Annotated in this window: 24 protein-coding genes; 21 read left to right on the top strand and 3 right to left on the bottom strand. The window is 63.3% G+C overall.

Features of this window, described 5'->3' with window-relative positions; translation table 11 throughout:
* Positions 1-95: 95 nt before the first annotated feature.
* The 13 genes from rpsB (at position 96) to lpxB (ending at position 13350) form a co-directional block, all read left to right on the top strand.
* Positions 96-878, top strand: a complete 783-nt coding sequence (gene rpsB, locus AAFN84_RS06485; protein WP_347513673.1) for a 30S ribosomal protein S2 — start codon at positions 96-98, stop codon at positions 876-878.
* Positions 879-988: 110 nt separating this feature from the next.
* Complete coding sequence (gene tsf, locus AAFN84_RS06480) at positions 989-1903, top strand: translation elongation factor Ts (RefSeq protein ID WP_347513672.1); 915 nt, start codon at positions 989-991, stop codon at positions 1901-1903.
* A gap of 98 nt (positions 1904-2001) precedes the next feature.
* Entirely contained in the window at positions 2002-2730 is a 729-nt protein-coding gene (pyrH, locus tag AAFN84_RS06475) for a UMP kinase (RefSeq protein WP_347513671.1), read from the top strand.
* Between the two features lie 61 nt (positions 2731-2791).
* Positions 2792-3352 (top strand): ribosome recycling factor, encoded by a 561-nt coding sequence (frr, locus tag AAFN84_RS06470; protein ID WP_347513670.1) that lies wholly within the window; start codon positions 2792-2794, stop codon positions 3350-3352.
* Positions 3353-3385: 33 nt separating this feature from the next.
* A complete protein-coding gene (locus AAFN84_RS06465; protein ID WP_347513814.1) occupies positions 3386-4120 on the top strand; it encodes an isoprenyl transferase in 735 nt (244 codons plus the stop codon).
* Positions 4121-4125: 5 nt separating this feature from the next.
* Complete coding sequence (locus tag AAFN84_RS06460; protein WP_347513669.1) at positions 4126-4953, top strand: phosphatidate cytidylyltransferase; 828 nt, start codon at positions 4126-4128, stop codon at positions 4951-4953.
* A 100-nt stretch (positions 4954-5053) separates the two neighbouring features.
* Positions 5054-6193 (top strand): RIP metalloprotease RseP, encoded by a 1140-nt coding sequence (rseP, locus tag AAFN84_RS06455; RefSeq protein ID WP_347513668.1) that lies wholly within the window; start codon positions 5054-5056, stop codon positions 6191-6193.
* A 219-nt stretch (positions 6194-6412) separates the two neighbouring features.
* Positions 6413-8788, top strand: coding sequence for an outer membrane protein assembly factor BamA (bamA, locus tag AAFN84_RS06450; protein WP_347513667.1), 2376 nt, complete (start codon positions 6413-6415; stop codon positions 8786-8788).
* 152 nt (positions 8789-8940) lie between these two features.
* A complete protein-coding gene (gene lpxD, locus AAFN84_RS06445) occupies positions 8941-10002 on the top strand; it encodes a UDP-3-O-(3-hydroxymyristoyl)glucosamine N-acyltransferase (protein ID WP_347513666.1) in 1062 nt (353 codons plus the stop codon).
* On the top strand, positions 9995-10465 hold the full coding sequence (gene fabZ / locus AAFN84_RS06440) for a 3-hydroxyacyl-ACP dehydratase FabZ (protein WP_347513665.1): 471 nt from the start codon (positions 9995-9997) through the stop codon (positions 10463-10465). The genes lpxD and fabZ overlap by 8 nt, the downstream gene beginning before the upstream one ends.
* A gap of 11 nt (positions 10466-10476) precedes the next feature.
* Positions 10477-11307, top strand: coding sequence for an acyl-ACP--UDP-N-acetylglucosamine O-acyltransferase (lpxA, locus tag AAFN84_RS06435; protein ID WP_347513664.1), 831 nt, complete (start codon positions 10477-10479; stop codon positions 11305-11307).
* A complete protein-coding gene (gene lpxI, locus AAFN84_RS06430; protein WP_347513663.1) occupies positions 11294-12187 on the top strand; it encodes a UDP-2,3-diacylglucosamine diphosphatase LpxI in 894 nt (297 codons plus the stop codon). The genes lpxA and lpxI overlap by 14 nt, the downstream gene beginning before the upstream one ends.
* Positions 12184-13350, top strand: a complete 1167-nt coding sequence (lpxB, locus tag AAFN84_RS06425) for a lipid-A-disaccharide synthase (protein ID WP_347513662.1) — start codon at positions 12184-12186, stop codon at positions 13348-13350. Before lpxI ends, lpxB begins: the two co-directional genes overlap by 4 nt.
* Positions 13351-13401: 51 nt before the next feature.
* Here the strand turns inward: lpxB and gltA are convergent, their stop codons facing one another.
* Together gltA and gltX are read right to left on the bottom strand one after the other, a co-directional pair.
* Positions 13402-14691, bottom strand: coding sequence for a citrate synthase (gene gltA, locus AAFN84_RS06420; protein ID WP_347513661.1), 1290 nt, complete (start codon positions 14689-14691; stop codon positions 13402-13404).
* Positions 14692-14858: 167 nt separating this feature from the next.
* Positions 14859-16283: a glutamate--tRNA ligase gene (gene gltX, locus AAFN84_RS06415; RefSeq protein ID WP_347513660.1), complete on the bottom strand. Its 1425-nt coding sequence runs from the start codon at positions 16281-16283 to the stop codon at positions 14859-14861.
* Positions 16284-16397: 114 nt separating this feature from the next.
* Here gltX and AAFN84_RS06410 point away from each other — a divergent pair, with 114 nt between their 5' ends.
* Positions 16398-18743 (top strand): ComEC/Rec2 family competence protein, encoded by a 2346-nt coding sequence (locus AAFN84_RS06410; protein WP_347513659.1) that lies wholly within the window; start codon positions 16398-16400, stop codon positions 18741-18743.
* Between the two features lie 47 nt (positions 18744-18790).
* On the opposite strand, the gene AAFN84_RS06405 is transcribed toward AAFN84_RS06410, so the two are convergent.
* Entirely contained in the window at positions 18791-19045 is a 255-nt protein-coding gene (locus AAFN84_RS06405; RefSeq protein ID WP_347513658.1) for a GlsB/YeaQ/YmgE family stress response membrane protein, read from the bottom strand.
* A 333-nt stretch (positions 19046-19378) separates the two neighbouring features.
* Between AAFN84_RS06405 and AAFN84_RS06400 the strand changes: the two genes are divergently transcribed.
* The 7 genes from AAFN84_RS06400 (at position 19379) to mnhG (ending at position 26761) form a co-directional block, all read left to right on the top strand.
* Entirely contained in the window at positions 19379-20569 is a 1191-nt protein-coding gene (locus AAFN84_RS06400) for an AI-2E family transporter (RefSeq protein ID WP_347513657.1), read from the top strand.
* 149 nt (positions 20570-20718) lie between these two features.
* The gene (locus tag AAFN84_RS06395; protein ID WP_347513656.1) at positions 20719-23634 is read left to right on the top strand and encodes a monovalent cation/H+ antiporter subunit A; all 2916 of its coding nucleotides are present in this window, start codon (positions 20719-20721) and stop codon (positions 23632-23634) included.
* A complete protein-coding gene (locus AAFN84_RS06390) occupies positions 23634-23978 on the top strand; it encodes a Na+/H+ antiporter subunit C (RefSeq protein WP_347513655.1) in 345 nt (114 codons plus the stop codon). Before AAFN84_RS06395 ends, AAFN84_RS06390 begins: the two co-directional genes overlap by 1 nt.
* Positions 23975-25612 carry a monovalent cation/H+ antiporter subunit D gene (locus AAFN84_RS06385; protein ID WP_347513654.1) on the top strand — a complete coding sequence of 546 codons (1638 nt, stop codon included), beginning with the start codon at positions 23975-23977 and terminating at the stop codon, positions 25610-25612. Before AAFN84_RS06390 ends, AAFN84_RS06385 begins: the two co-directional genes overlap by 4 nt.
* Positions 25609-26094, top strand: coding sequence for a Na+/H+ antiporter subunit E (locus AAFN84_RS06380; protein WP_347513653.1), 486 nt, complete (start codon positions 25609-25611; stop codon positions 26092-26094). The genes AAFN84_RS06385 and AAFN84_RS06380 overlap by 4 nt, the downstream gene beginning before the upstream one ends.
* Complete coding sequence (locus AAFN84_RS06375; RefSeq protein WP_347513652.1) at positions 26091-26372, top strand: K+/H+ antiporter subunit F; 282 nt, start codon at positions 26091-26093, stop codon at positions 26370-26372. Before AAFN84_RS06380 ends, AAFN84_RS06375 begins: the two co-directional genes overlap by 4 nt.
* On the top strand, positions 26369-26761 hold the full coding sequence (gene mnhG / locus AAFN84_RS06370; RefSeq protein ID WP_347513651.1) for a monovalent cation/H(+) antiporter subunit G: 393 nt from the start codon (positions 26369-26371) through the stop codon (positions 26759-26761). Before AAFN84_RS06375 ends, mnhG begins: the two co-directional genes overlap by 4 nt.
* Positions 26762-26770: the final 9 nt, after the last annotated feature.

Here is a 26770-nt window from a genome sequence, read left to right as displayed (position 1 = left end):
CCGGGAGAAATCCGGCTGAAGCCTCCGGTGGCGGGGAAGGGCACAGGCCCGATCCGCCGATGGTCCGTGGAGGCAAACCGGAAAGGAAGAAACGAATGGCTCTGCCTGATTTCAGCATGCGCCAGCTCCTCGAAGCTGGCGTTCACTTCGGCCACCAGACTCACCGCTGGAACCCGAAAATGGCGCCCTACATCTTTGGCGCCCGCAACAACATCCACATCATCGACCTGTCGCAGTCGGTTCCGCTTCTGGACCAGGCGCTCAAGGTCGTTTCCGACACCGTGGCCCGCGGCGGCCGCGTGCTGTTCGTCGGCACCAAGCGCCAGGCGTCCGACATCGTCGCCGATGCCGCACAGCGTTCGGCGCAGTACTACGTCAATTCGCGCTGGCTCGGCGGCATGCTGACCAACTGGAAGACGATCTCCAACTCGATCTCGCGCCTGCGCAAGCTCGACGAGATGCTGGCCGGCGAAGCCCAGGGCTTCACCAAGAAGGAGCGTCTCAACCTCGACCGCGAGCGCGAGAAGCTCGACAAGGCGCTCGGCGGCATCAAGGACATGGGCTCGACGCCTGACCTGATGTTCGTGATCGACACCAACAAGGAAGCGATCGCGATTCAGGAGGCGAAGCGCCTCGGCATTCCGGTCGTGGCGATCATCGATTCGAACTGCGATCCGGACAAGGTCGACTACCCGATCCCGGGCAATGACGATGCCGCGCGCGCCATCCAGCTCTATTGCGACCTGATCTCGCGTGCGGCCCTCGACGGCATTGCGCGCCAGCAGGGTGCCATGGGCGTCGACATCGGTGCAGCCGAGGAAACGCCGGTCGAACCGGCCCTCGACGAGACGCCGACCGAGGAAAACAAGGGCGCATGATCCTGTCGGCCGCCCCGGCGGTCGCGGAACTTGCATTATCGGCAGGCGCACCTGGATGAAACCACGGTGCGCCGCGCCTTTTGAACGATCAGGATATTGAAGAGGCGACAATGAGCATTTCTGCTGCACAGGTCAAACAACTGCGCGAGATGACCGGCGCGGGCATGATGGACTGCAAGGCGGCCCTGGCCGAGACGAATGGCGACATGGAAGCCGCAGTCGACTGGCTGCGCACCAAGGGTATCGCCAAGGCCGACAAGAAGGCTGGCCGCACCGCCGCCGAAGGTCTCATCGGCGTTGCCGCCGATGCGTCGGGCGCCGTGGTGGTGGAGGTCAATTCCGAGACCGATTTCGTGGCCCGCAATGATGCCTTCCAGGACATCGTGCGCAACGTTGCCCAGGTGGCTCTGTCGACCGACGGGTCCATCGACGCAGTCGGTGCTGCGACCTATCCAGGCAGCGAGAAGTCTGTCGTCGACACCATCAAGGACGCGATCGGCACCATCGGCGAGAACATGAGCCTGCGCCGCAGCGCCAAGCTTTCCGGCACCGTGGCGACGTACATCCACAACCAGGTGGCCGATGGTCTCGGCAAGCTCGGCGTGCTCGTCGGCGTGGAGACGACCGGCGACGCGGAGGCCGCGCGCGCGTTTGCCCGCCAGGTTGCCATGCATGTGGCGGCGACCAATCCGCTGGCGTTGACGGCCGAGGAGGTGGATCCGGCTGCCGTGGCGCGTGAGAAGGACATTTTCTCCGCCCAGGCGCGCGAATCCGGCAAGCCAGAGAACATCATCGAAAAGATGGTGGAGGGCCGTTTGCGCAAGTTCTACGAGGAAGTGGTGCTTCTGAAGCAGGCGTTCGTTCTCAACCCCGACCTGACGGTCGAGCAGGCGCTCAAGGCCGCCGAGAAGGACATCGGCGCGCCCGCCAAGCTGACCGGCTTCGTGCGCTTCGCGCTCGGCGAGGGCATCGAGAAGGAAGAGAGCGACTTCGCCGCCGAAGTCGCCGCTGCAGTCAAGAGCTGACGCTTCTGCAACCTTGCGTTATCAATCGAAGGGCGCCGCGTGACATCGCGGCGCCCTTCGTGTATCGCGGGCCAGCAATCACCCACCGAGAGAAATCGATGACGTCCAAGCCTGCCTTTCGCCGTGTCCTTCTCAAAGCCTCCGGCGAGGCGCTCATGGGCGAACAGGGCTTCGGCATAGACGTTTCCGTCGCTGACCGGATCGCGGCTGACATCAAGGAAGCGCGCGGGCTCGGCATCGAGGTCGGCGTCGTCATCGGCGGCGGTAACATCTTCCGCGGCGTGGCGGTCGCTTCCAAGGGCGGCGACCGGGTCACCGGCGACCACATGGGCATGCTGGCGACGGTGATCAACTCGCTCGCCCTGCGCACCTCGCTGGTCAAGATCGGCGTCGACGCCGTCGTCCTGTCCGCCATCGCGATGCCCGAATTGTGCGAGAGCTTTTCCCAGCGTCAAGCGACCGCCTACATGAACGCCGGAAAGGTCGTGATCTTTGCCGGTGGCACGGGCAACCCGTTCTTCACCACCGATTCGGCCGCAGCGCTGCGGGCCGCCGAAATCGGCGCCGACGCTCTTTTCAAGGGCACGCAGGTGGACGGGGTCTACTCCGCGGATCCCAAGAAGGACCCCACGGCAACGCGCTATGAGCACATCACTCACTCGGATGTGCTCCGCGAAGGGCTTTCAATCATGGATGCGGCGGCAATTGCTCTTGCACGCGAGAACAACATTCCGATAATCGTCTACTCGATTCATGAGAAGGGCGGTTTCGGCGCCATACTGAGAGGCGAGGGCCGCTGCACGATCGTCAGCGACAAGCAACAGTGACGGCGCCCGCCGAACGAGACCAGCAAGAAGGACCGGCGAGGCCGGCAGCGGAGGGTTAGGGATGAGTACCGGAGTCGATTTCAAGGACCTGCAGCGCCGAATGGACGGCGCCATCGCCGCGTTCAAGCACGACCTCGCGTCGCTGCGCACTGGACGCGCCTCGGCCAATCTCCTCGACCCGGTCCAGGTCCAGGCCTACGGCGCCCCGATGCCGATCACCCAGGTGGCGACGGTGACCGTACCTGAACCGCGAATGCTGTCGGTCTCGGTTTGGGACAAGCAGCTTGTCGGGGCGGTTGACCGCGCGATCCGCGAATCGAACCTCGGCTTCAATCCGATCGTCGACGGCACCAATCTTCGCATTCCCTTGCCCGAGCTCAACGAGCAGCGCCGCAAGGAATTGGCCAAGATCGCTCATCAATATGCCGAAAGCGCCAAGGTGGCGACGCGCCACGTTCGTCGCGACGGCATGGAGATCGCCAAGAAGGCGGAAAAGGACGGCGACATCAGCCAGGACGATTCGCGCGTCCAGTCGGACCGGGTGCAGAAGATCACGGACGAGACGATCACCATGATCGACGGCCTGCTGGCCGAAAAGGAAGCGGAGATCATGCAGGTCTGATCACCGCGTTGCGCCTCGGCGCCAACAGGTTCTCTGGAAAGGAACCGGGAATTGAAGCCTGCCCATATAGCGATCATCATGGACGGCAACGGTCGATGGGCCAAGGCGCGTGGTCTTCCGCGCGCGGCCGGCCATCGCGCTGGTGTCGAAGCGCTGCGCCGTACGGTGCGCGCGGCGGGCGATCAGGGCATCGAGTGGCTGACAGTCTACGCGTTTTCGTCGGAGAACTGGTCGCGGCCGAAAGCCGAGGTCAGCGACCTCATGGGACTTCTGAAGCTGTTCATCCGTCGGGATCTGGCCGAAATCCACCAGGCCGGGGTTCGCGTGCGCATGATTGGCGAACGCGACAGCCTCGCTCCTGACATCCGCGCACTGGTCGACGAGGCTGAGACGCTGACGGCGGCCAACTCCGCCATGAACCTCGTGATTGCGTTCAACTATGGGGCGCGTGACGAGATCGCCCGGGCCGCGCGGCTGGTCGCCGAGGCTGCCGCTGCCGGAACGCTGGACCCTGCCGAGATCACGCCGGAGAGCTTTGGCCAGTTTCTCGATACCCGGCTGATTCCCGATCCCGACCTCGTCGTGCGCACGAGCGGAGAACTGCGCCTGTCCAACTTCCTTTTGTGGCAGGCAGCCTATAGCGAACTCGTGTTTCTGCCCTGTTACTGGCCGGATTTCGGCGCTGGCGAGCTTGCCGAGGCGATCGAACGCTTTCGTTCGCGCGAGCGCAGGTTTGGCGGGGTGGTCCCCCGTGACGTCGCCTTGTGACCGGGATGGCGGGCCGCAGCAATCTTCAGCAACGCGTCTTGTCGGCGATCGTCCTCGTCGTGGCCGCGCTGCTGCTCACCTGGCTGGGAGGCATCTGGTATCGGCTGTTGTGTGCTGCGATCGCCGCCGCCGTCCTCTATGAGTGGCTCATGATGATACTGCCGAGCGAAGCCCGCGTGCACGGGGCGCTCCTTTCCGCACTGCTTGCGCTGGTGCTCATACTGATGCTGGCGGGTTATCCGGTGCGAACGCAGCTTGGCGCCCTTGCCGCGACGATAGTCGTCGCGGCCGCGCATGCAGCATATGAGCGGCGTGGCTTCTGGCCGGTGACGGGCATCGCCTACGCCGGTGGCTTGGCTATCGCGCTTGCGGCGCTGCGCGGCGCTGATGCGGCCGGGTTTGCCGCTACACTGTTCCTGTTCGCAGTTGTGTGGGCCACAGACATACTGGCGTATTTCGTCGGGCGCGCGATCGGCGGTCCCAAGCTTGCTCCCGCCATATCGCCGGGAAAGACATGGAGTGGCGCCATCGGCGGTACGGTGGCCGGCGTGGTGGCAGGCGTGCTTGTCGCACTGGCGCTGGGCGCAGGTGCGGGAGTGGCGGCCCTGGTCGTGGTCGCCCTGCTGCTATCGGTGCTTTCGCAGATCGGCGATCTCTTCGAATCGCGGCTGAAACGGATGTTTTCGGTCAAGGACTCGAGCCAGCTCATACCGGGCCATGGCGGCGTGATGGATCGCGTGGACGGTCTCGTGGCCGCCGCGGTGGCGCTGTTTGTGATAGGCGTCGCTTTCGTCGGGCTGGAGCGTCCCGCCCACGCATTTTTCGGCGGCTGAGCGTCTGGATCCCGATGACAAGCTTCGGACACGGATTCGCCTGTATTGATGTGATAGCTGTCGCCTCGGGCGCGCATGAACTACGTTGGCAGGGGCTATTTTGACCGAATTTTTCACGACCTTCTTCAGCCTCGACAACATTTTCATCACGACGATTGTTCCGTTTCTGTTCGTGCTGACCGTCGTGGTTTTTGTTCACGAGATGGGCCATTACCTCGTCGGCAGGTGGTGCGGCATCGGCGTTCGCGAATTCTCGATCGGTTTCGGTCCGGAACTGGTCGGCTTCAACGACAGCCATGGTACACGCTGGAAACTGTCGGCGATCCCGCTAGGCGGTTACGTCAAGTTCCTGGGCGACATGTCGGTTACCAGCGACCCGGGCGCCCAGGAAACCGACCTGCTGAGCGACCAGGAAAAGAAGCACGCCTTTCATCTCCAGCCGGTCTGGAAGCGGGCGGCGACGGTGTTTGCCGGCCCGCTGTTCAACTTCCTGCTGACGATCGCCGTTTTCGCCGTGATGTTCTCGATCTACGGCAAGACGGTATCGGAACCCACCGTTGCCGAGATTCGGCCCGACAGCCCGGCGCAAGCGGCCGGATTCCAGCCCGGAGATCGTTTCGTTTCGGTCGACGGACGTGAGGTCGAGACCTTCTCGGACGTCCAGAGGCTGGTATCGGGGCGGGCAGGCGACCCGATCGTATTCGTCATGGCACGCGGCGACGAAGAGGTGACGCTCACCGCAACACCTGAGATCGTCGAGCAAACCGACGCGCTCGGAAACACGATCCGGATCGGCGTCATCGGCGTCGTCAACAACGAGGAGTTGGGCCAGCCACGGTTGGTCACCTTCAATCCGATCGAGGCGACTGGCGAGGCGATCAGCGAGACGGGCCACATCATCGTGCGCACCGCGCAGTTCCTGCAGCGCTTCGCTTCAGGGCGCGAGGATCGCTGCCAGTTGGGTGGCCCAGTCCGCATCGCCGAAATGTCGGGGCAGGCGGCTGCGCTCGGCTTCGAATGGCTGGTGCAACTGGTTGCCCTGCTGTCTGTCGGAATCGGATTTCTCAATCTTCTGCCGATTCCACCACTCGACGGCGGCCATCTGGTGTTCTACGGACTGGAGGCTGCGATGCGCCGCCCGGTTTCGGAGCGCATCATGGAATTTGTTTATCGAATCGGGCTGATACTGGTGCTGGGATTTATGCTGTTCGTGTTCTGGAACGATCTGTTCGGATGCTGAAATATGAACGGGACAGGCAGTTTGGGGAGCGCGTTGACCGCCCATTTACCATGAGGTCCGATAGGCGTGACGCGAAAGCCACGCTGCGGGATTTAGTAAACACATCTTAACCGGGAGTCTTGCGTGTATGGAAAATCCGGGTAATACCGTAGCGGACTGACCGCGACGTCCGGATTTCTCGCCGTGGGGACTACGAGAATAAAAAGGTTTCAAAGCCCAATGAAGGCAGCTTCCAGTTTGTTGAGCGCCGCTTCAGCGGTAGCTCTTTCGGCCGGTCTTATTGTTTCCGGCTCCGCTGCATTGCAGCTCCTCTCCGTTACCGCTGCAGAGGCGGCGGTGGTCAACAGCATCGAGGTGCGCGGCAATCGCCGCGTGGATGCCGAGACCATCCGCAACTACGTGGCAATTCGTCCGGGCCAGAATTTCAGCGCTGGCGATGTGAACGAGGCAGTCAAGCAACTGTTTTCGACGGGACTTTTCTCCGACGTGCGGATCAACCAGGTGGGCTCCACCCTGGTGATCGCGGTGGATGAGCAGTCGGTCGTCAACCAGGTGCTGTTCCAGGGCAACAAGAAGATCAAGGACGCCGATCTCGAGCGTCAGGTGCAGATCCAGCCGCGTGGCGCCTATTCGAGCGCCATCATGGAAGCGGACGTGCAGACGATCCGCGACGCCTACGGCCGTATCGGCCGTGATGACGCGTCGGTCAGCGCGCAGGTCGTCGATCTCGGCGAGAACCGCGTCAACGTCGTCTACAACATCCAGGAAGGCGACCGCACCAAGATCGATTCGATCAATTTCGAGGGCAACACGGCCTATTCCGACGGTCGTCTTCGTGACGTGATCGCGACCAAGCAGTCGGGCATCCTGTCCTGGCTCGCGCGCAACGATATCTATGACGAAGACCGCCTGCGGGCCGACGAAGAGGCACTGCGCCGTTTCTACTACAATCGCGGCTATGCCGATTTCCGCGTCATCTCGTCTTTTGGCGAGTTGGACGAAGCGAGCAATTCCTACCGGATCCAGTTCACGGTGGATGAGGGCCAGCGCTACCGGTTCGGCTCGATCGATGTCGAAAGCACAGTCGAGGGCCTCACGCCCGAGTCGCTGAACTCGGAAGTCGAAAGCCAGTCGGGTTCCTATTACAGCGCCGAGGACGTCGAAAAGACGCTCGTCGGCCTGTCCGAGCGCGTCGCCGATCTCGGCTATGCATTCGCCCAGGTGACGCCGCGCGGCGACCGCAATTTCGAGAATCAGACGATCTCGGTCGTCTACACGATCGACCAGGGACCGCGCGCCTATATCGAGCGCATCGAGATCCGTGGAAACGAGCGCACGCGTGACTACGTCATCCGCCGCGAGTTCGATCTCAGCGAGGGCGACGCATTCAATCAGGTGCTCGTCACCCGCGCGAAGCGTCGCCTTGAAGCCCTTGATTTCTTTACCGCTGTCAACGTTGCGACGGCGCCGGGCTCGCAGCCCGACCAGGTGATCCTGGTCATCGACGTGGTCGAGAAGTCGACCGGTGAGCTTGCGATCGGCGGCGGCTACACGACGGGTAGCGGTCCGACCGGTGGTTTCGCGGTCGAAGGTTCGATCGCCGAGCGCAACTTCCTCGGCCGTGGCCAGTCGATAAGGCTGTCGGCGGGCGGCGGCGAGAACTCGCGCGACTACACCTTGTCGTTCACGGAGCCTTATTTCCTCGGTCGCCGGATCAGTGCCGGCTTCGACATCTATCGCAACACCCGCGAATACGACAACTACACCAGCGAGTTGACCGGCGGCACGGTGCGCTTCGGCATTCCGATTACGGAAGCCCTGACGACGCAGATCGCCTACAACTACACTCAAGAAGAGTATGGCTATTCGGACGATTGCGAAGATCCGAACAATCCGGGCTTCCCGTCGGCCACCTGCAACATTTCGCAGTACCTAAAGACGGCGATCCAGGATCAGAGCCCGTGGACGAAGTCGTCGGTGAGCGGATCGCTGATCTTCAACACGATCGACGACATGCGCAATCCGCGCAGCGGCATGTACGCCAACTTCACCACCGAGGTCGCCGGCCTGGGCGGAGACGCCAAGTGGGCGCAGTTCACGGCGCGCGGTTCGTACTACCAGCCGCTGGCTGAGGAACTGGATCTCGTCGGCCTGGTTTCCGTCGGTGCCGGACACATCCAGGCTTTTGATGGCGGCACGCTGCGCGTGTTCGACCACTTCCAGGGCAACGACCGCATGATTCGCGGCTTCAAGTTCAACGGAATCGGTCCGCGCGACGGGATCACCGGTGATCACCTGGGTGGCACGACCTATTTCAATGCCTCCGCCGAGGTCCAGTTCCCGCTTCCGCTGGTTCCAGAGAGCATCGGCCTTCGTGGTGCCGCCTTCGTCGATGCGGCAACGCTCTATGGCAGCGAGTTGAGCGGCAGCAACGCAATTCTCGGCACTGACATGGAGTGGCGCGCTTCGGTGGGCGCCAGCCTTCTCTGGGCTTCGCCCTTCGGCCCGCTGCGCGTGGACTACGCCGTGCCTGTACAGAAGGAAACGGGCGACCGGGTCCAGAACTTCAATTTCGGCATGTCCACCCGGTTCTAGGGCAGGATGCACTCGGGCGGACGTGCCAGCGGGACGCTGGCACATGGTTCGCGCACCGGAGCGGAACCCGAGCGCAGGCGCGGGTTCCTTTCGGCCATCCAGCGGCGGGTAACACGCTTCCGGGGCGGTCAGGCCCGGAAGAGAAGGTTTGCATGACCGATCCGGTATTCTTCCAAGCGGCGCGCCGATACACAGCAGGCGAGATTGCCGCCCTGACCGGGGCGGATCTGCGTACTCCCGACCTTGCCGACAATAACGTTTCTGCGCTCGCCTCCATCGAAAAGGGCGGCGAGGCGTCGCTTGTCTTCGCCGAAGGCAAGCGAAACGCAGCCAGGCTCTCGGGCCTGCGGGCGTCAGCCGTGCTGTGCAGCGAGGATCTCGCCGCACATGTCCCGGCTGGCACTGCGGTTATCGTTTCACGGCGTGCCCATGCGGATTTCGCGCTGATCGGGCGGCTGATGTTTCCGTCATCCGTACGGCCAGCGCCGCTGACCGGCGAGACCGGTGTCTCGGCGTCAGCCCACATTCATCCCGACGCCTCCCTCGAGAAGGGCGTTATCGTGGAGGCCGGTGCGGTCATCGGAGCTGGCGCCTCCATAGGTGCGGGTTCGATCGTTGCGCCAAACGCGGTGATCGGGCCATTCTGCCAGATCGGCCGCGAATGCTATGTCGGTCCCGGCGCGACGATCGTTCACAGCTTTCTCGGCAATCGTGTCGTCATCCATGCCGGAGCGCGGCTGGGACAGGACGGGTTCGGCTACGTTCCAGGTCGCACCAGCCCGGAGAAAGTCCCGCAGCTTGGCAGGGTGATCATCCAGGACGATGTCGAGATCGGCGCAAACACCGCGATCGACCGGGGCGCGCTTGGCGACACGGTCATCGGTGAAGCCACCAAGATCGACAATCTCGTGCAGATCGCCCACAACGTGCGCATCGGACGTGCCTGCATCCTGGCCGGTCATTGCGGCCTGGCCGGGTCGGTCACGCTCGGCGATGGTGTGCTGCTTGGCGGGGGCGTCGGGCTGGCGGATCATCTGAACATCGGCAATGGTGCCCAGATCGCCGCTCGCAGCGGTGTGATGAACGACGTGCCCGCAGGTGCAAAATGGGGTGGGTTTCCGGCCCAGCCTTTGAAGGATGCGATGCGCGAGTTTGCCCTGCTACGTGCCTATGTCCGCAGCAAGACCGAGAAAAAGGAAAAACCGAATGGCTGATACCGCCACGGCCACGCTGGAGACGGTGGACATTCTCAGGATCATGAAGCTCCTGCCGCACCGCTATCCATTCCTGCTGGTGGACCGCATCATCGACATCGATGGCGACAATTCCGCGATCGGCATCAAGAACGTGACGATGAACGAACCGCACTTCCAGGGGCATTTTCCTGAACAGCCGGTCATGCCGGGCGTGCTCATCGTCGAAGCGATGGCGCAGACGGCCGGCGCGATCTGCATCAAGGCCGTTGGCGCGGACACCCCGTCGCTGGTCTATTTCATGACCATCGACGGCGCCAAGTTCCGCAAGCCGGTGGTTCCGGGCGACAGGCTGGAGCTCCATGTGCGCAAACTCAAGCAGCGCAGCAACATCTTTCGGTTTGCCTGCGAGGGCATGGTCGACGGCGTGAAAGTCGCCGAGGCGGAAATCTCCGCCATGATGTCGCTAAAGCCGGCCGCTTGAAGGTGGTCGCCATGGACAGTGAAACCTTCGTTCATCCCACCGCTTTCGTCGAAGACGGCGCACAGATCGGCGCCGGCGTACAAATCGGTCCCTTTTGCAGTGTCGGCGCCCAGGTCGTGTTAGGCGACGGCGTCGAACTGACGAACCACGTTTCCGTCGCCGGTAGCACGCAAATCGGCGCCGGGACCAAGGTTCATGCATTTGCCGCGCTCGGCGGGCCACCCCAGGATCTCAAGCACGGCGGCGGCCCGTCCCGCCTGATCATCGGCCAGAACTGCATCATCCGCGAGAGCGTGACGATGAATTCCGGCACCGACTATGGCCGCGCGGAGACGAGGGTCGGCGACAATTGTTTCTTCCTCGCCTGTTCCCATGTCGGCCACGACTGCATCGTCGGCGACAATGTCACCATGACGAACGGGTCGATGCTGGGCGGGCACTGCGAAGTCGGCGACCATGTCATCATCGGCGGACTGGCCGCGGTCCACCAGTTCACGCGGATCGGGCGGCGCGCCTTCGTCGGCGGCATGACAGGTGTTACGGGAGACCTCATCCCGTTCGGCATGGTCACCGGCAATCGGGCGCGTCTGCGCGGGTTCAATATTGTCGGTCTGAAGCGGGCAGGGGTGTCGCGAACCGAACTGGCGACGCTGCGGGCCGCCTATCGCATGATCTTCGCGCATGGCTCGATCATCGACAATGCGCAGGCGGCGCGCGAGGCGTTCGCGGAGTCGCCAGCCGTGCTCGAGATCGCCGACTTCCTGACCAGTCGCGGCAAGCGGCATTTCATCGTGCCAGGTGCCGGCGGCAGCGACGACGCGGCCGACGATGAACGCGACTGAGCCATCTCGGCTCCCGCAGCGCTTTTCCGAAGGGCGCATCGGGGTCATCGCGGGCGGAGGGGCATTGCCGCTTGCGGTCATCAGGACACTCTCCGCACATTCGGCAGATCCTTTCGTAATCCTGATCGACGGTGAAGCGGACGATCCCGCCAGCTACGGCGATGTCGACCATCTGGTCATAACGCTGGAGGATGTCGGCCTTCTGTTGCCGCAACTCAAGAAGGCCGGGGTGAAGCGGCTTGTCATGGCGGGCAGTGTAAAGCGCCGGCCACGACTTCGTGCGGTGCGATGGACCTTTTCGACGCTGAAACTGATCCCGCGCATTGCCGGCGCCATTTCTGGTGGAGACGACCGGCTGTTGCGCACGCTGGTTGCCATCATGGAAGCCGACGGCATCACCGTGGTGGGCGCCCACGAGGTCGTGCCTGACCTGCTCGCGCCCCGTGGCACGCTCACGCGCGTCAAGCCGACGAAACGAGACTGGAACGACATCAAGGCCGCGTCCGAGGCAGCCATCGCCATTGGCCGCCTCGACATCGGCCAGGCGGCAATCGCGATCGGTGGCCGGGCCGTGGCGCTGGAGGGGATCGAAGGGACCGAGGGCTTGCTTGAGCGCGCGATCGGATTGCGTGACCACGGCCGATTGGCCGGCAAGCGACGCGGCGCATTGGTCAAACTCTGCAAGCCAGATCAGGAAATGCGGGCCGACCTGCCCGCCATCGGCCCAGACACGATGGACCAGGCGCACGCCGCCGGCCTGGCGGGCGTTGCAGTCGATTCCGGGCGGTCCTTCATCCTTGAATTCGACGCCACCATCGCGCGCGCCGATGAATTGGGTCTCTATCTGGTCGGGCTCGACGCGGAGGATGTACGGTCATGACCGCTCCGTTGCGTGTCGCCATCGTCGCCGGCGAGGAGTCGGGCGACCTCCTGGGCGCCGACCTCGTCGCTGCCCTGAAGGCGGCGACGGGACGCGACGTCGAACTGGTCGGCGTCGGCGGGCGGCATCTGGCATCGATGGGGCTCAACTCCCTGTTCGACGGCTCGGACATCGCGCTGATGGGCGTGACGGCGGTGATTCGCGACCTGCCGCGGCTGATGCGGCGCATCGGCCAGACAGCGGATGCGGTCTTGCGCTGCAACCCCGATTGCCTCGTCACGATCGACAGTCCGGATTTCAGCCTGCGGGTGGCCAAGAAGGTGAGGGCCGCCGATCCAACGATACCGATCATCCACTATGTCTGCCCGAGCGTATGGGCGTGGCGGCCCGGGCGCGCACCGGCGATGCGCGAATATGTCGATCGCATCCTGTGCGTGTTGCCTTTCGAGCCTGAGGCGCTGGATCGGCTCCACGGACCGAGGGGCACCTATGTCGGTCATCGGCTCGCGACGTATCCCGGCGTCGCGGCGGCGGCTGCCAGTCAGATGGCACGCACGCACAGACCGGCTGGACAGCCGCGCAAGCTGCTGGTGCTCCCGGGCTCGCGGCGCGGGGAGGTGTCGCGACTGTTGGAGCCGTTCGGTGACGTGGTGCGTCAACTGGCCGGGCGGGGCAGCAGTTTCGAAGTGACCGTTCCGACCGTGCCGCATGTCGCCGCGCTCTTGGAGAGCGGGACGGCGAACTGGCCGGTTCGGCCTGCCATCGTCACCGACGAAGCGGCCAAGTGGCGTGCTTTCGCGGAGGCCGATGCCGCGCTCGCCGCTTCGGGTACGGTCTTGCTCGAACTCGCCCTGGCAAGGGTGCCGACGATCTCGTGCTACAGGACCGATCCGTTGATCGGACCACTCATGCGCAGGCTCTTGACGGTCTGGTCGGCGGCACTGCCCAACCTGATCGCGGACCGGCCGATCGTGCCGGAATTCTACGATATAATGCTGCGCCCGAGCTACATCGTGCGTGTGCTGGAGCAATTGATGGCCGATACGGCGATGCGGACCGCGCAGCTCGACGGTTTTCGCTACGTCGCCGAGCGAATGGCGACGGAGCGGCCATCGGGCGTGCTCGCGGCCGAGGCCGTACTCGCCGAGATCACGACGCGCTGAAACGAAAAAGGGCGCCCGACGGCGCCCCTGTTCCATTTACAGTGTCGCCAATCAGCGCTTGGCGATCGGCACGTAGTCGCGTGCCGTATGGCCCGTGTAGAGCTGGCGCGGGCGGCCGATCTTCTGGCTCGGATCCTCGATCATCTCTTTCCACTGGGCAACCCAGCCGACAGTGCGCGCAAGCGCGAACAGAACCGTGAACATCGTGGTGGGGAAGCCGAGCGCCTTCAGCGTGATGCCCGAATAGAAATCGATGTTCGGATAAAGCTTCTTCTCGACGAAATAGGGATCCGTGAGCGCGATTTTTTCCAGCTCCATCGCCACGTCAAGCAGCGGGTCGTCCTTGATGCCGAGTTCGCCGAGCACTTCATGCGTGGTCTTCTGCATGATCTTGGCGCGCGGATCGTAGTTCTTGTAGACGCGGTGACCGAAGCCCATCAGGCGGAACGGATCGTTCTTGTCCTTCGCCTTGTCGATATATTCGGGGATCCGATCGACCGATCCGATCTCCGCCAGCATGTTGAGCGCCGCTTCATTCGCACCGCCATGGGCAGGTCCCCACAGGCAGGCGATTCCGGCCGCGATGCAGGCGAACGGATTGGCGCCCGACGAACCGGCGAGCCTGACTGTCGAGGTCGAGGCATTCTGTTCGTGGTCGGCGTGCAGGATGAAGATGCGCTCCATGGCGCGTGCCAACACCGGGTTGACCTTGTAGTCCTCGCACGGAACCGCGAAGCACATGTGCAGGAAGTTGGCCGCGAAAGGCAGTTCGTTCTTCGGATAGATGAACGGCTGACCGATATGGTACTTGTACGCCATCGCGGCGATCGTCGGCATTTTGGCGATCAGTCGGATCGACGCAACCATGCGGTGATGCGGGTCGGAAATGTCGGTCGAGTCGTGGTAGAAGGCCGACAGCGCGCCGACGACACCGCACATGACGGCCATCGGGTGCGCATCACGGCGGAAGCCGGTGAAGAAGCGCGAGAGCTGCTCGTGCACCATGGTGTGGTGCGTGACGCGGTAGTCGAAATCTTCCTTCTGCGCCTTCGTCGGCAGTTCACCGTAAAGCAGCAGATAGCAGGTTTCGAGGAAGTCGCCGTGCTCGGCGAGCTGGTCGATCGGGTAGCCGCGATGCAGCAGCACGCCCTCGTCGCCGTCGATATAGGTGATCTGCGATTCGCAGCTCGCGGTCGAGGTGAAACCCGGGTCGTAGGTGAATGCCCCGGTGTCCTTGTACAGAGCGCTGATGTCGATGACGTCAGGTCCGACCGACCCCTTTCGGACCTTGAATTCGCTGGCTTTGCCGCTCAATTCAAGCTTGGCAGTGGAATCGCTCATCACAATCACCTCTCAATTATGTTGCCCCGCCCTCGATGCCGATCAGCAATGACGCATAACAATCGCGCTCCGATTGCGCGCTCTTGCTATCCGATTTGAGGGGGTCTGCCAAGCTATCGAACGCCCACTTTGTTGCGTCGCAAAACAGACGGTGATCGCAGTTGGCGTCACGCGGCGAGCTGATCGCGTAGCCGGCCAAGCGTTTCCTCACGCCCCAGAACTGCCAGCACATCGAACACTCCGGGCGAGGTCGAGCGGCCCGTCGCGGCTGCCCGCAACGGCTGTGCGACCTTACCGAGCTTGAGACCGGCCTGCTCGGCATATGCCCGCACAGCAGCCTCGGTTGAGGCCGCAGACCACTCGTCCAGGGCTTCCAGCGCCGGAACGATGGCGGCGATCGTGGCGCGAGCGTCCGCATCGAGAATCTGCGCCGCCTTCTCGTCGAGCTGCAGCGGCCGCGAAACGAAAAGATATTGCGCGCTCTCGGCCAGCTCCACGAGCGTCTTGGCGCGCTCCTTGAGGCCCGGCAGGGCGGCGAGCAGCATCGCCTTTTGGCGCGCATCCGGCTCGACGGGGATCAGGCCGCGCGTTTCGATGAACGGCAGTGTCGCAAGGAAGCGGTCGAGCAGGGCAGCGTCATCCATGCTTCGCATGTGAATGCCGTTGAGCGCCTCCAGCTTGGCGAAGTCGAAGCGGGCGGCACCCTTGTTGACGTCCTCGATCTCGAACCAGGCGATCATGTCGTCGGTGCTCATTACCTCGTCGTCGCCATGGCTCCAGCCGAGACGGGCGAGATAGTTGCGCAGCGCTTCCGGCAGATAGCCCATCGCACGATAGGCTTCTACACCGAGTGCACCGTGACGCTTCGAAAGCTTGGCGCCATCGGGCCCGTGGATGAGAGGGATGTGCGCCATGACCGGCACGTCCCAGCCCATCGCCTGATAGATAATCGTCTGCCGTGCAGCGTTCGTCAGGTGGTCGTCGCCCCGGATGATATGCGTGACGCCCATGTCATGGTCGTCAACGACGACGGCATGCATGTAGGTCGGGTTGCCGTCCGATCGCAGGATGATGAAGTCGTCGAGGTCCTTGTTGGGGAAGCGCACATCGCCCTGCACGCGGTCGCGAACAAGCGTTTCGCCCTCGCGCGGCGCCTTGATGCGGATCGCCGGCTTGATGCCTTCCGGTGCCTCGGCTGGGTCGCGATCGCGCCAGCGGCCATCGTAGCGCGGCGGCAGCCCGTTCGCCCGCGCCGTCTCGCGCATTTCCTCCAGTTCCTGCTGCGTCGCGTAGCAACGATAGGCCTTGCCCATGCGCACGAGTTCTTCCGCGACCTCGCGATGGCGGTCTGCGCGCGCATATTGCGAGACGGGCTCTCCGTGCCACTCCAGGCCAAGCCACGTCAGGCCGTCCATGATCGCGGCAGTGGCGGCGTCGGTCGAGCGTTCGCGGTCCGTGTCCTCGATACGCAGCAGCATCTCGCCGCCGGTGTGCCTTGAATAGAGCCAGTTGAACAGTGCCGTGCGCGCGCCGCCTATGTGCAGATAGCCGGTGGGCGAGGGGGCAAAACGGGTTACGACCTTGTCGGACATCTCATCTTCCTCGGTACGGGGAGGCGGGCTCGCATGGCCCTGTGGTCTTTTGCTGGCGCTCATGTAGCATAGAGACTTGGACGTGCAAGCAGATACCGGGCAGGGGAGCGCGGCGTGAGCTTGACGGAGGAGAAGTCTGCCGACGAGCGCCTGCACTTTGGCGCCTCCTCACGCACGACCCCGGCCGACCGCGCCGAGCAACTTCCGGTGCAACGTGACGCGCCCGCCTCGACACTTCCGGCAAGCGCTGGATTTCACCCTGGGACCGTCCTTGCGCGCCTATCCAGCACGGTCGTCCAGGCCTTCGAGAGCGAACGGGACCACGGCGCGCTGTTCCTGTTCGTACCCGTGTTTCTCGCTCTTGGCGCGCTGGTCTATTTCTCGCTGACGTCGGAACCCGCGTTCACGCCGCTATTGCTTTCGGCTTTGGTGGTCGGTGTGCTGTCGCTCGCCGCGCATGCTCGCCCGGCGCTGAAGGCGGGGCTCCTGGCGCTGCTGTTCACGATCGCAGGAATGGTCGCGGCAAAGCTCGAGACCTGGCGCATCGACACGCCGATGCTCGGTTCCGAAGTCACCACGCGACTGACTGGCCGCGTGGTCCAGATCGAACACCAGGCGACAGGCCGGGTGCGCCTCACCATGGACGTGGTCGCAACACAGCGCCCGACGCTGCGCTACGCACCCGATCGGGTGCGCGCCAGCGCCCGGGCGGTTCCCGAGGGGCTGCGGCCGGGCGAAACCGTGGAAGGCGTAGTGCGGTTGATGCCGGCCTCCGGACCGGTGCGCCCCCAAAGCTACGACTTTGCCTTCTACAGCTACTTCAATGGCATCGGCGCGGTCGGTTTCTTCTACTCGAACCCCGAACGAAGCGGGGAATCACCACCGCCCGACATCAGCGACAGGCTGCGGGCCAGCGTCGAAGACTGGCGGCTGCGCATGGCCGAGCGCATCTCGGGAGAGATCGGCGGCCCTGAAGGCGCGATCGCGGCGGCGCTGATTACCGGCGTGCGCGCCGGAATTCCCGAAGAGATCAACGAAGCGCTGCGTATTGTCGGCCTCTATCACGTAATCTCGATCTCAGGGCTGCACATGGCGCTGGTTGGCGGCACCGTGATGGTGGTGCTGAGGATCGGCTTCGCGCTGACGCCAACATTCTCATCACGCTGGCCGGTGAAGAAATTCGCCGCGGCGGCCGCGCTTGCCGCGACGGCGTTTTATCTCTTCATCTCGGGCGCGGACATCGCAGCGCAGCGCAGCTTCATGATGCTCGGCGTCATGCTCCTTGCGGTGCTTTTCGATCGCGCGGCGTTGACCATGCGCAACCTGGCGATCAGCGCGATCATCATATTGCTGATGGCACCGCACGAGGTGATCGGACCGAGCTTCCAGATGTCGTTCGCGGCAACCGCAGCGCTGGTTGCGGCCTATGCGGCCTGGACCCAATATCGGGCGGGTCGCGTCAGGTCTGCACCTGCGGCGCGGGGTCCGGTGATCGGAACGATGGCCGCCATGATGAAATATGGCGGCGGGTTGTCGATGACATCCGTTGTCGCAGGCGCCGCGACGGCACTTTTCACGGCATGGCACTTCCAGCAGGTATCTCCTCTGGGTCTGCTGGCCAATCTGGCAGCAATGCCATTCGTTTCGGTGCTGGTGATGCCGATGGCAGTGCTCGCCTCGCTGCTGATGCCGCTCGGGCTGGATGGACCGCCGCTGCAAATCATGGGCATGGGCATCGCCGCCATGAACAGGATCGCATTCTGGCTGGCCGACCGCTCCGCGTTCGACGCCACCGGCGCGATCCCGCTCTACGCGGTCCTGCTGCTTACGGCCGCTTTGGCGATCCTGACCATGTCGGGAACACGCCTTCGATGGGCGGCGGTACCGCTGCTGGTCGCAGGAATTTTCACTCTGGTCACGCGGGACCTTCCCGACATGTTCGTCGCGGAAGACGGTCGTCTCGTCGCGGTCCGTCTTTCCGATGGACGCATCGCGGTCAACGTCGATCGGCCGCGCGCATTCGTACTCGAGAATTGGGAACGGGCGTTCAGCGCTAACGATGTACTGAAACCACGCGACGGCGATCCGTTCGCCGAAACGAGGGATCCAGGCTTCATCTGTGACGACCGCCTTTGCCTGGCGCGTCAGCGCGGGCACGTCGTGGTCTATACGCAGGACAAAGTGGCTGCCGCCCAGGCATGCGCATATGCCAGCGTCATCATTCTCGACGACGCCACGGCGCGCTACAGATGTGGCGGAAGGGCGAAGGTTTTGACGAAGCGGGACCTCGCCAGACAAGGCAGCGCGGAAGTGACGTTGTCGGAATCTGGCGGATCTGGCTCTGGTTTGATTGACGCGCCGCGCTTTTCCATCGCGGAGCCGTTCCGGCCCTGGCATGATCACCGGCGCTATTCACGGGCGGCGAGGGGACTTGCGCCTTACAAGCGCGCCGACGATTAGGCGTGAGGGGGCGGACGCGGGTCCGCCCCGACCTTACTGATACGATGTCAGCCGGGCCTAACTGCTCGCGCGATGGCGATGAGGATGCACGCGCCGATGAAGCCGGCGACGAGATATCCGAGCCAGCCGCCGAAGCTGACGCCAAGCAGCCCCAAAAGGGCGCTTGCGACCGCGGCACCGACGATTCCCAAGACGATATTTAGAAACAGGCCGGTGTCGGTGTTCATGAACTGCTTCGCCAACCAGCCTGCGATGCCGCCGATGACGATTGCAGCAATCCAGCCTACCCCTGCGTCTTCCATTGTGTGTCTCCTTTGCCGATAGTCCCGGAACGGATGCAGCCGTCCAGAAGCGAGCGCGGCTGGCCGAACGCGCCATCGTACCTATATGAGATGACAAGCATAGCCCCCTCCGGAGCCGCATGCCTGCGGCCTGCTGCACAAAACGCGGTTTGACATTCATCGGTTCCAGTAGCGTCGCACTGCATCGACGCGGCGTCGGGCGGCGAGGGATTGGACGAGGCGCTTGACCAGGGTCGCGCGGCAATGCAACACAATGATCCTGCAGGCTGGTCGGCCGGAGATGGATCAGTTGAACGGGTGGTTTCAAGGTCGATCGCCAATGAGTCCTGAAGCATGAAGCCGAATGAAATGCCCCATGAGCCCCGCTGGCTCGGAACAGCGGCCTCCAACCGCATCGGGCTGATACCGCCGATTTCGCTGGCGCGATGGATGCTGGTGTTCGTGCTCGCGGCCGGAGTTTATTTCTTCCACGGCTTCCTCGTTCCGATCCTGGCGGCCCTGGTGATCGGTTTTGCAAGTTGGCCGATCTATCGCGATATCCTCCGGCGCTGCGGCGGCAATCGAGCCATGGCCGCGACGGTTGCGATCCTCCTCATCCTGACGTTCCTGGTGGTGCCGATCGTCATGGCGATCAGTTACACGATCAGCGAGATCGGGATCTGGTTCAACTGGGCGGTCGCAACCAACCGCGTGGGTTCGGCCACGCCGGAGTGGATGGCGACACTGCCCGGCATCGGCCAATGGATCGACGATCAGTGGTACCGCTACATCGGCCATCCCGGTGCAATCGGTGAACTTGTGCAGATCATCAGCGGCGCCAACATCGGAAGCATCTATCGCGGTGTACTTGCGGCAGGCAGCGGCCTGTTCGATCTGCTGCTGAACTTGCTGTTCATGATGATCGCGCTGTTCTTCGTCTACAAGGACGGAGAATCGTTCGTGGCCCAGGTCGACACGTTGGGCGAGCGGATATTGCCGATGCGATGGGGCCGTATCTCGCGCGTTGTTCCCGCGACCATAAGCTCGACCGTGATGGGCATGACCCTGATCGCGATCGGCGAAGGCATCGTCCTGGGCGTCGCCTACTGGATCGCCGGCGTGCCGTCGCCCGTGACGCTCGGCGTCATAACGGGCGTCATGGCACTGGTTCCCGGCGGCGCGCCGCTGACCTTCACGCTCGTTTCCATCTATCTTGTCGCCTCCGGCTCGCCGGTGGCCGGGTTCGCGCTGTTCGCCTGGGGAGCAACCGAGCTGTTCGTCGTCGACAAGACCCTGCGCCCCAAGCTGGTGGGCGGGCCCATCAAGCTGCCCTTCCTGCCGACGTTTTTCGGCCTCATCGGCGGCGTCAAGACGATGGGGTTCCTCGGCCTGTTCATCGGGCCGGTGCTGATGGCGCTGCTGGTCGCAATCTGGCGCGAATGGCTGCATGAAATGAACACCAACGAGGAGATGGCCGCGCCGGTGCAGCCGGTCCATCCCGACCTCTCGCAAACCGTCGATCAGCGCCGTTCCGCGCAGCCGTGACGGCTTCATCGGCGGGCGAGCACGCGCGTCCTGCAACACATAGCCGCTATGCGCAATTCCCGGGTTGACGCGGGTGCCTCCGATGTTGCTTTTCAACTGTGAGTCGCCGGTTTGTCCGGCATTGCCGATTCGATCCAGCGCCCTAGTCAATGACCGATTCGAACCTGCTTCTGCTTCTGATTTTGCTGCCTTTCATGGGCAGCGTTCTGGCAGCGATGCTGCCGGGGGACGCACGCAATTCTGAGGCATGGCTATCGGGCGCGGTGACCATCGTCGCCTTCGCGATCACGGTCTCTCTGTTTCCACAGGTCAAGGACGGGGAAGTGGTGCGGCGTGCTGTCGACTGGGTGCCCGAGCTGGGCCTGAGCTTCACGCTGCGGATGGACGGTTTCGCCTGGATGTTCTCGATGCTGATAACCGGCATCGGCTTCCTCGTCGTGGTCTATGCCCGATACTACATGTCGCCGAAGGATCCAGTGCCGCGATTCTTCTCGTTCCTTCTTGCGTTCATGGGCGCTATGCAGGGACTGGTGATCTCGGGCAACCTGATCGTGCTGGCGATCTTCTGGGAATTGACCAGCATCTTCTCCTTCCTGCTCATCGGCTACTGGCACCACAACCAGGCCGCGCGCGACGGTGCTCGCATGGCATTGACGATCACCGGCGCCGGCGGCCTTTGCCTGCTGGTCGGGCTCGTGCTGATCGGCCACATCGTCGGCAGCTATGACCTCGACGTGGTGCTCGCGTCAGGCGACGCGATACGCAACCACGACCTTTACCTGCCGGCACTGCTACTAATCCTTATGGGGGCACTCACAAAGAGCGCCCAGTTTCCGTTTCACTTCTGGCTGCCCAACGCGATGGCGGCGCCGACGCCTGTATCGGCCTACCTGCATTCGGCCACGATGGTGAAGGCTGGCGTATTCCTGCTGGCACGGTTCTGGCCGGTCCTGTCCGGTACCGAGGAATGGTTCGTCATCCTCGGCGCTGCTGGCATGTCGACGCTGTTGCTGGGGGCCTTCTTCGCGATTTTCCAGCAGGACCTGAAAGGTCTGCTGGCCTATTCGACCATCAGCCATCTCGGCCTCATCACCACGCTGCTGAGCTTCGGCAGCCCGCTTGCCGCGGTTGCCGCCATCTTTCACATGATGAACCACGCGACCTTCAAGGCATCGCTGTTCATGGCCGCCGGCATTATCGACCACGAGGCCGGCACCCGCGACATGCGCAGGCTTTCCGGCCTCATCACCTACCTGCCGATCACCGCCACGCTCGCCATGGTGGCGAGCGCCTCAATGGCGGGTGTGCCGCTTCTGAACGGATTCCTGTCCAAGGAGATGTTTTTCGCCGAAGCGCTGGAGGAGCATTCGCATCTGTGGCTGGACGGTATCGCCCCGCACGTGGCGACCGTCGCTGGTGTCTTGGCGGTGGCATATTCGCTTCGTTTCATTCACACCGTGTTCTTCGGTCCGAAGCCGGTCGATCTGCCCCGTGTACCGCATGAGCCGCCGCACTGGATGCGACTGCCGATCGAACTCCTGGTGCTGATCTGCCTCATCGTCGGCATCATCCCGAGCGTGACGGTTGGCCCGTATCTGCATGCGGCGGTGGTAGCTGTCCTGGGAGACCGGACGCCGGAATACAGCCTCGCGGTATGGCATGGCGTGAACCTGCCATTGATCATGAGTATCGCCGCGCTCGTCGGCGGTGTCGTGCTCTATCTTGCTTTGAGGCGATACCTCGCGACGTGCGAGGACGGCACGCCGTTTCTGCGCAATCTGAAGGGGCAGCGCATCTTCGAACGGATACTGGTGACACTATCCTGGCGCGTGGCGCGCTGGGTGGAGGCCAATCTTGGGACGCGCCGGCTGCAGCCGCAATTGCGGCTTGTTGTCTTTCTCGCGTTTCTTGCCGGTCTCTGGCCGCTTTTCCGCGCCGGGTTCACGCCTCCGATACCGACCCTTGCGGGCGTCGATCCGGTCTTTGCGGCGATCTGGCTGGTCGGGATCATCTGCGCCCTGGGCGCGGCACATCAGGCGAAATATCACCGCCTGGCGGCTCTGGTTCTGTTGGGAGGGGCAGGCATCGTCACCTGCATCACCTTCGTGTGGTTCTCCGCACCGGACCTTGCGGTGACGCAACTGCTCGTCGAGATCGTCACGACGGTACTGATTCTTCTGGGGCTCCGCTGGCTGCCAAAGCGTCTCGAAGAGGTCGACAACTCGATCAAGGCGCCGGCGCGCATGCGCCGGCATCGCGATTTCACCCTGGCCGTCCTGTGCGGGGGCGGGATGGCCGTCCTTTCCTACACGCTGATGACGATGCCGGTTCCCGACACGATCGCCGATTTCTTCCTTCTCAACGCTTATACCGAGGGCGGCGGCACCAATGTCGTCAACGTCATCCTCGTTGATTTCCGTGGCTTCGACACGTTCGGGGAGATCGCGGTGCTCGGCATCGTCGCTCTCACAGTGTTCGCACTGCTCAGGCGTTTCCGTCCTGCCGCCGACAGCGTCGACGTTCCGGAGCAGCAGCGCATCCAGAATGCCTACGATGCCGCCACGGATGACCGCGACCCGGGCACCACCGTACGCGACTACCTGCTGGTCCCGTCGGTGATCATGCAATGGATGTTCCCGGTGACGATCGTTGTCGCCGCCTACCTGTTCCTGCGCGGCCACGATCTGCCTGGCGGCGGATTTGCGGCCGGCATCGCCATGGCCATCGGATTCCTGCTGCAATATCTTGCTGGCGGTGCGCGCTGGGTCGAGGACAGGCTTCGCATTCTTCCCGTGAAATGGATCGGCTTCGGGCTGCTCACCGCGGCATTTACCGGCATGGGGTCGTGGCTGTTCGGCTTTCCGTTCCTCACCTCCTATTTCCAGTATGTCGAGATCCCGTTCATCGCCAAGATGCCGGCCGCGACGGCGCTGCTCTTTGACCTTGGCGTCTTCTCGCTCGTCGTGGGAGCAACCGTCCTCATCCTGATCGCGCTGGCGCATCAGTCCGTACGCAGCCATCGGGTCCGTGCGGTCGAGGCCGCCAAGATCGAGGAGGAGCTCTGATGGAACTCGTCCTCTCTATCGGCATCGGCTTCCTGGTCGGATCGGGCGTCTGGCTGATCCAGCGTCCGCGGACATATCAGGTCATCATCGGGCTCGCGCTGCTGTCCTACGCGGTCAATCTCTTTATCTTTTCGACGGGCCGGCTCTGGTACAACGTGCCACCGGTCCTGCCGGGCGCCGAGGAAATCGACCCGATGGCATTCGCCGATCCTCTGCCGCAGGCGCTTGTGCTGACGGCAATCGTCATCGGCTTCGCCACGACGGCGCTGTTCCTGGTGGTGTTGCTCGCGGCGCGCGGTCTCACCGGCACCGACCACGTCGACGGGAGGGAGCCAGAGCGATGAGCTTCAGCCCGCAACATCTCGTCATCGCACCGATCGTCATCCCGCTCGTCGCCGCAGCACTGCTGCTGTTCTTCGACGACAGGGAACGGCGCCTGAAGGCGACGATCTCGATGCTGTCCACCATCGCGCTGCTGGTCGTCTCGGTGGCCCTGCTTCGAATGGCCCACGCCGACGGATTTGTCGGCGATGGACGCGTCGTCGTCTACCTGCTCGGCAACTGGCCGCCGCCTTTCGCCATAGTCCTGGTGCTGGACAGGCTGTCGGCAATGATGCTTTTGCTGACATCCGTGCTCGCCATACCCTCGCTCGTCTTTTCACTTGGGCGATGGCACAGGGCCGGCCCGCACTTCCACACGCTTTTCCTGATGCTGCTGATGGGGCTCAACGGCGCCTTCCTGACCGGAGACCTCTTCAATCTCTTCGTGTTCTTCGAGGTGATGCTGGCAGCGTCTTACGGACTCATGCTGCACGGTTCGGGTGTGCAGCGCGTCAAGGCCGGGCTGCATTACATCGCCATCAATCTCGCCGCTGCGCTTCTCTTCCTCATCGGCGTGGCGATCATCTATGGTGTCACCGGCACGCTCAACATGGCCGATCTTGCGGTCCGGATTCCGCAGATTTCCCCAGAGAGCCGGTTGATGCTGCAATCCGGGGCGGCCATCCTGGGTGTCGCGTTCCTCATCAAGGCCGGCATGTGGCCACTCTCATTCTGGCTGCCAACGACGTACACGGCCGCGCCGGCACCCGTCGCCGCGCTCTTCGCCATCATGACGAAAGTCGGCATCTACGTGCTGCTTCGCCTGTCGCTGCTGTTCTTCGAAGAGGTGCCCGGCGGCACCGGTTTCGGCTCCCAGATCCTGTTCATCGGCGGCATGCTGACGATCGTTTTCGGCACGATCGGCGTTCTCGCTTCACAGGCTCTCGGGCGACTGGCGGGCTTTTCGGTATTGGTGTCGTCCGGTACGCTGCTTGCTGCGATGGGCCTGCTCGAGGACGGTGTTACGGCCGGGGCGCTGTTTTATCTGGTCAGTTCTACCCTCGCGCTCAGTGCCTTCTTCCTCTTGATCGAGCTCATCGAGCGCGGCCAGGACGCGGTCGCCAACGTTCTTGCCGTGACGATGGAGGCGTTCGGCGAAGGCGAGGAAGAGGAGGAGGATGACGGCGAAGTCGGTGTCGCGATCCCCGGCACGCTGGCAATTCTCGGGATCAGCTTTGCAGCCTGCGGGCTTCTCATGACCGGGCTGCCTCCACTGTCGGGCTTCATCGCCAAGTTTGCCATGCTGACCGCGGTCTTCAATCCTGACGGCTTCGGGCAGGGCGGTGTCATCACCGCGGCTGGCGGCTGGTTCGCGGCCTTCCTGATCATCTCGGGGCTGGCTGCGCTGATTTCCGTCAGCCGTGCGGGTATTCGGGCCTTCTGGGCGCCGGTCGAGGAAAACGTGCCACGCGTCCTGTTGATAGAAATCGCTCCCGTTGCCGCGCTGCTGGCGATGACGCTGTTCCTGACGGTCCAGGCGGGGCCGATCATGCGGTTCATGGAGGCGACCGCCGCCGGGCTTCATTCGCCGCGTTCCTACGTCGAGGGCGTCATGGGAGCACCGCGCGTCGAACGCGAACAGGAGAGTGGCGAATGAGCAGGGTTTTCCCTTATCCGCTGCTCATCGCCTCGCTGGTCATGGCGTGGCTCTTGTTGACACGCTTCACCGTCGGACAGTTCATCGTCGGCTTCGCTGTCGCCATGCTCGCCGCTCAAGGGATGGCTGCGCTGCATCCGGCAAAGCCGAGACTGCGGCGGTGGGACCTGGTCCCCAAGCTGATTGCGATCGTGCTGTACGACATCATACGTTCCAACATCGCGGTGGCCGGCATCATCCTGAGCGGAACGCGGCGCAACCGACGATCCGGCTTCATGACGATCGCGCTCGACCTGCGTGATCCAACGGCGCTTGCCATCCTTGCGATCATCCTCACCGCGACCCCCGGCACGGCCTGGCTGGACTACGATTCCGCCAGGGGTACGCTGCTCATGCACGTGTTCGATCTTGTTGACGAGGAAGAATGGCACGGCCTGATCAAGGAGCGGTACGAGCATCTGTTGCTGGAGATATTCGAATGAGCGCCACCATCATCTTGTGGTCAGCGACAATCGCACAGGCAGCTTTGGCGGTAGCGATGTGGTTGGCCACCGTTCGCATGATCAAGGGTCCGCGCGCACAGGACCGTGTGCTCGGCCTCGACACGCTCTATATCAACTCGATGCTGATGCTGCTGGTGTTCGGCATCCGCACCGGCAATTCGGTCTACTTCGAAGCTTCGCTGGTCATCGGCTTGCTGGGCTTCGTTGCGACAGTGGCGCTCGCGAAATTCCTGATGCGTGGCGAGGTGATCGAATGACCGGGGCTGCCGATCTTCCACTTTGGGCCGCGCTCCCGGTTGCCGTCTTCATGCTGCTCGGCGCGGGTCTCACCTTGATTGGCTGCGTCGGTTTCATCCGGCTGCGCTCGTTTTATGATCGCATCCATGCACCGACACTGGGCACGAGTTGGGGCACTGCCAGCATTCTTATCGCATCGATGATCACGTTCACGGTGCTCGAGACGCGGCCGGTATTCCAGGAAATACTCATCGGCGTCTTTGTGACGATCACCACTCCGGTGACGTTGATGATGCTGGGAAGGGCGGCGCTTTATCGCGACCGCGCGGAGGGCAGCCCGGAAGTCCCCGCCCAGGACGTCGCACGCGGTACACTTGCCGAAACAGTGCCGCCGCGCGCGCATAGCTAGCCGAAGGAA

Source organism: Mesorhizobium sp. CAU 1741 (assembly GCF_039839275.1).
GTDB lineage: Bacteria > Pseudomonadota > Alphaproteobacteria > Rhizobiales > Rhizobiaceae > Aerobium.
The sequence above is the reverse complement of the archived record's forward strand: the minus strand, read 5'-3'. Positions and strand labels throughout refer to the sequence as shown.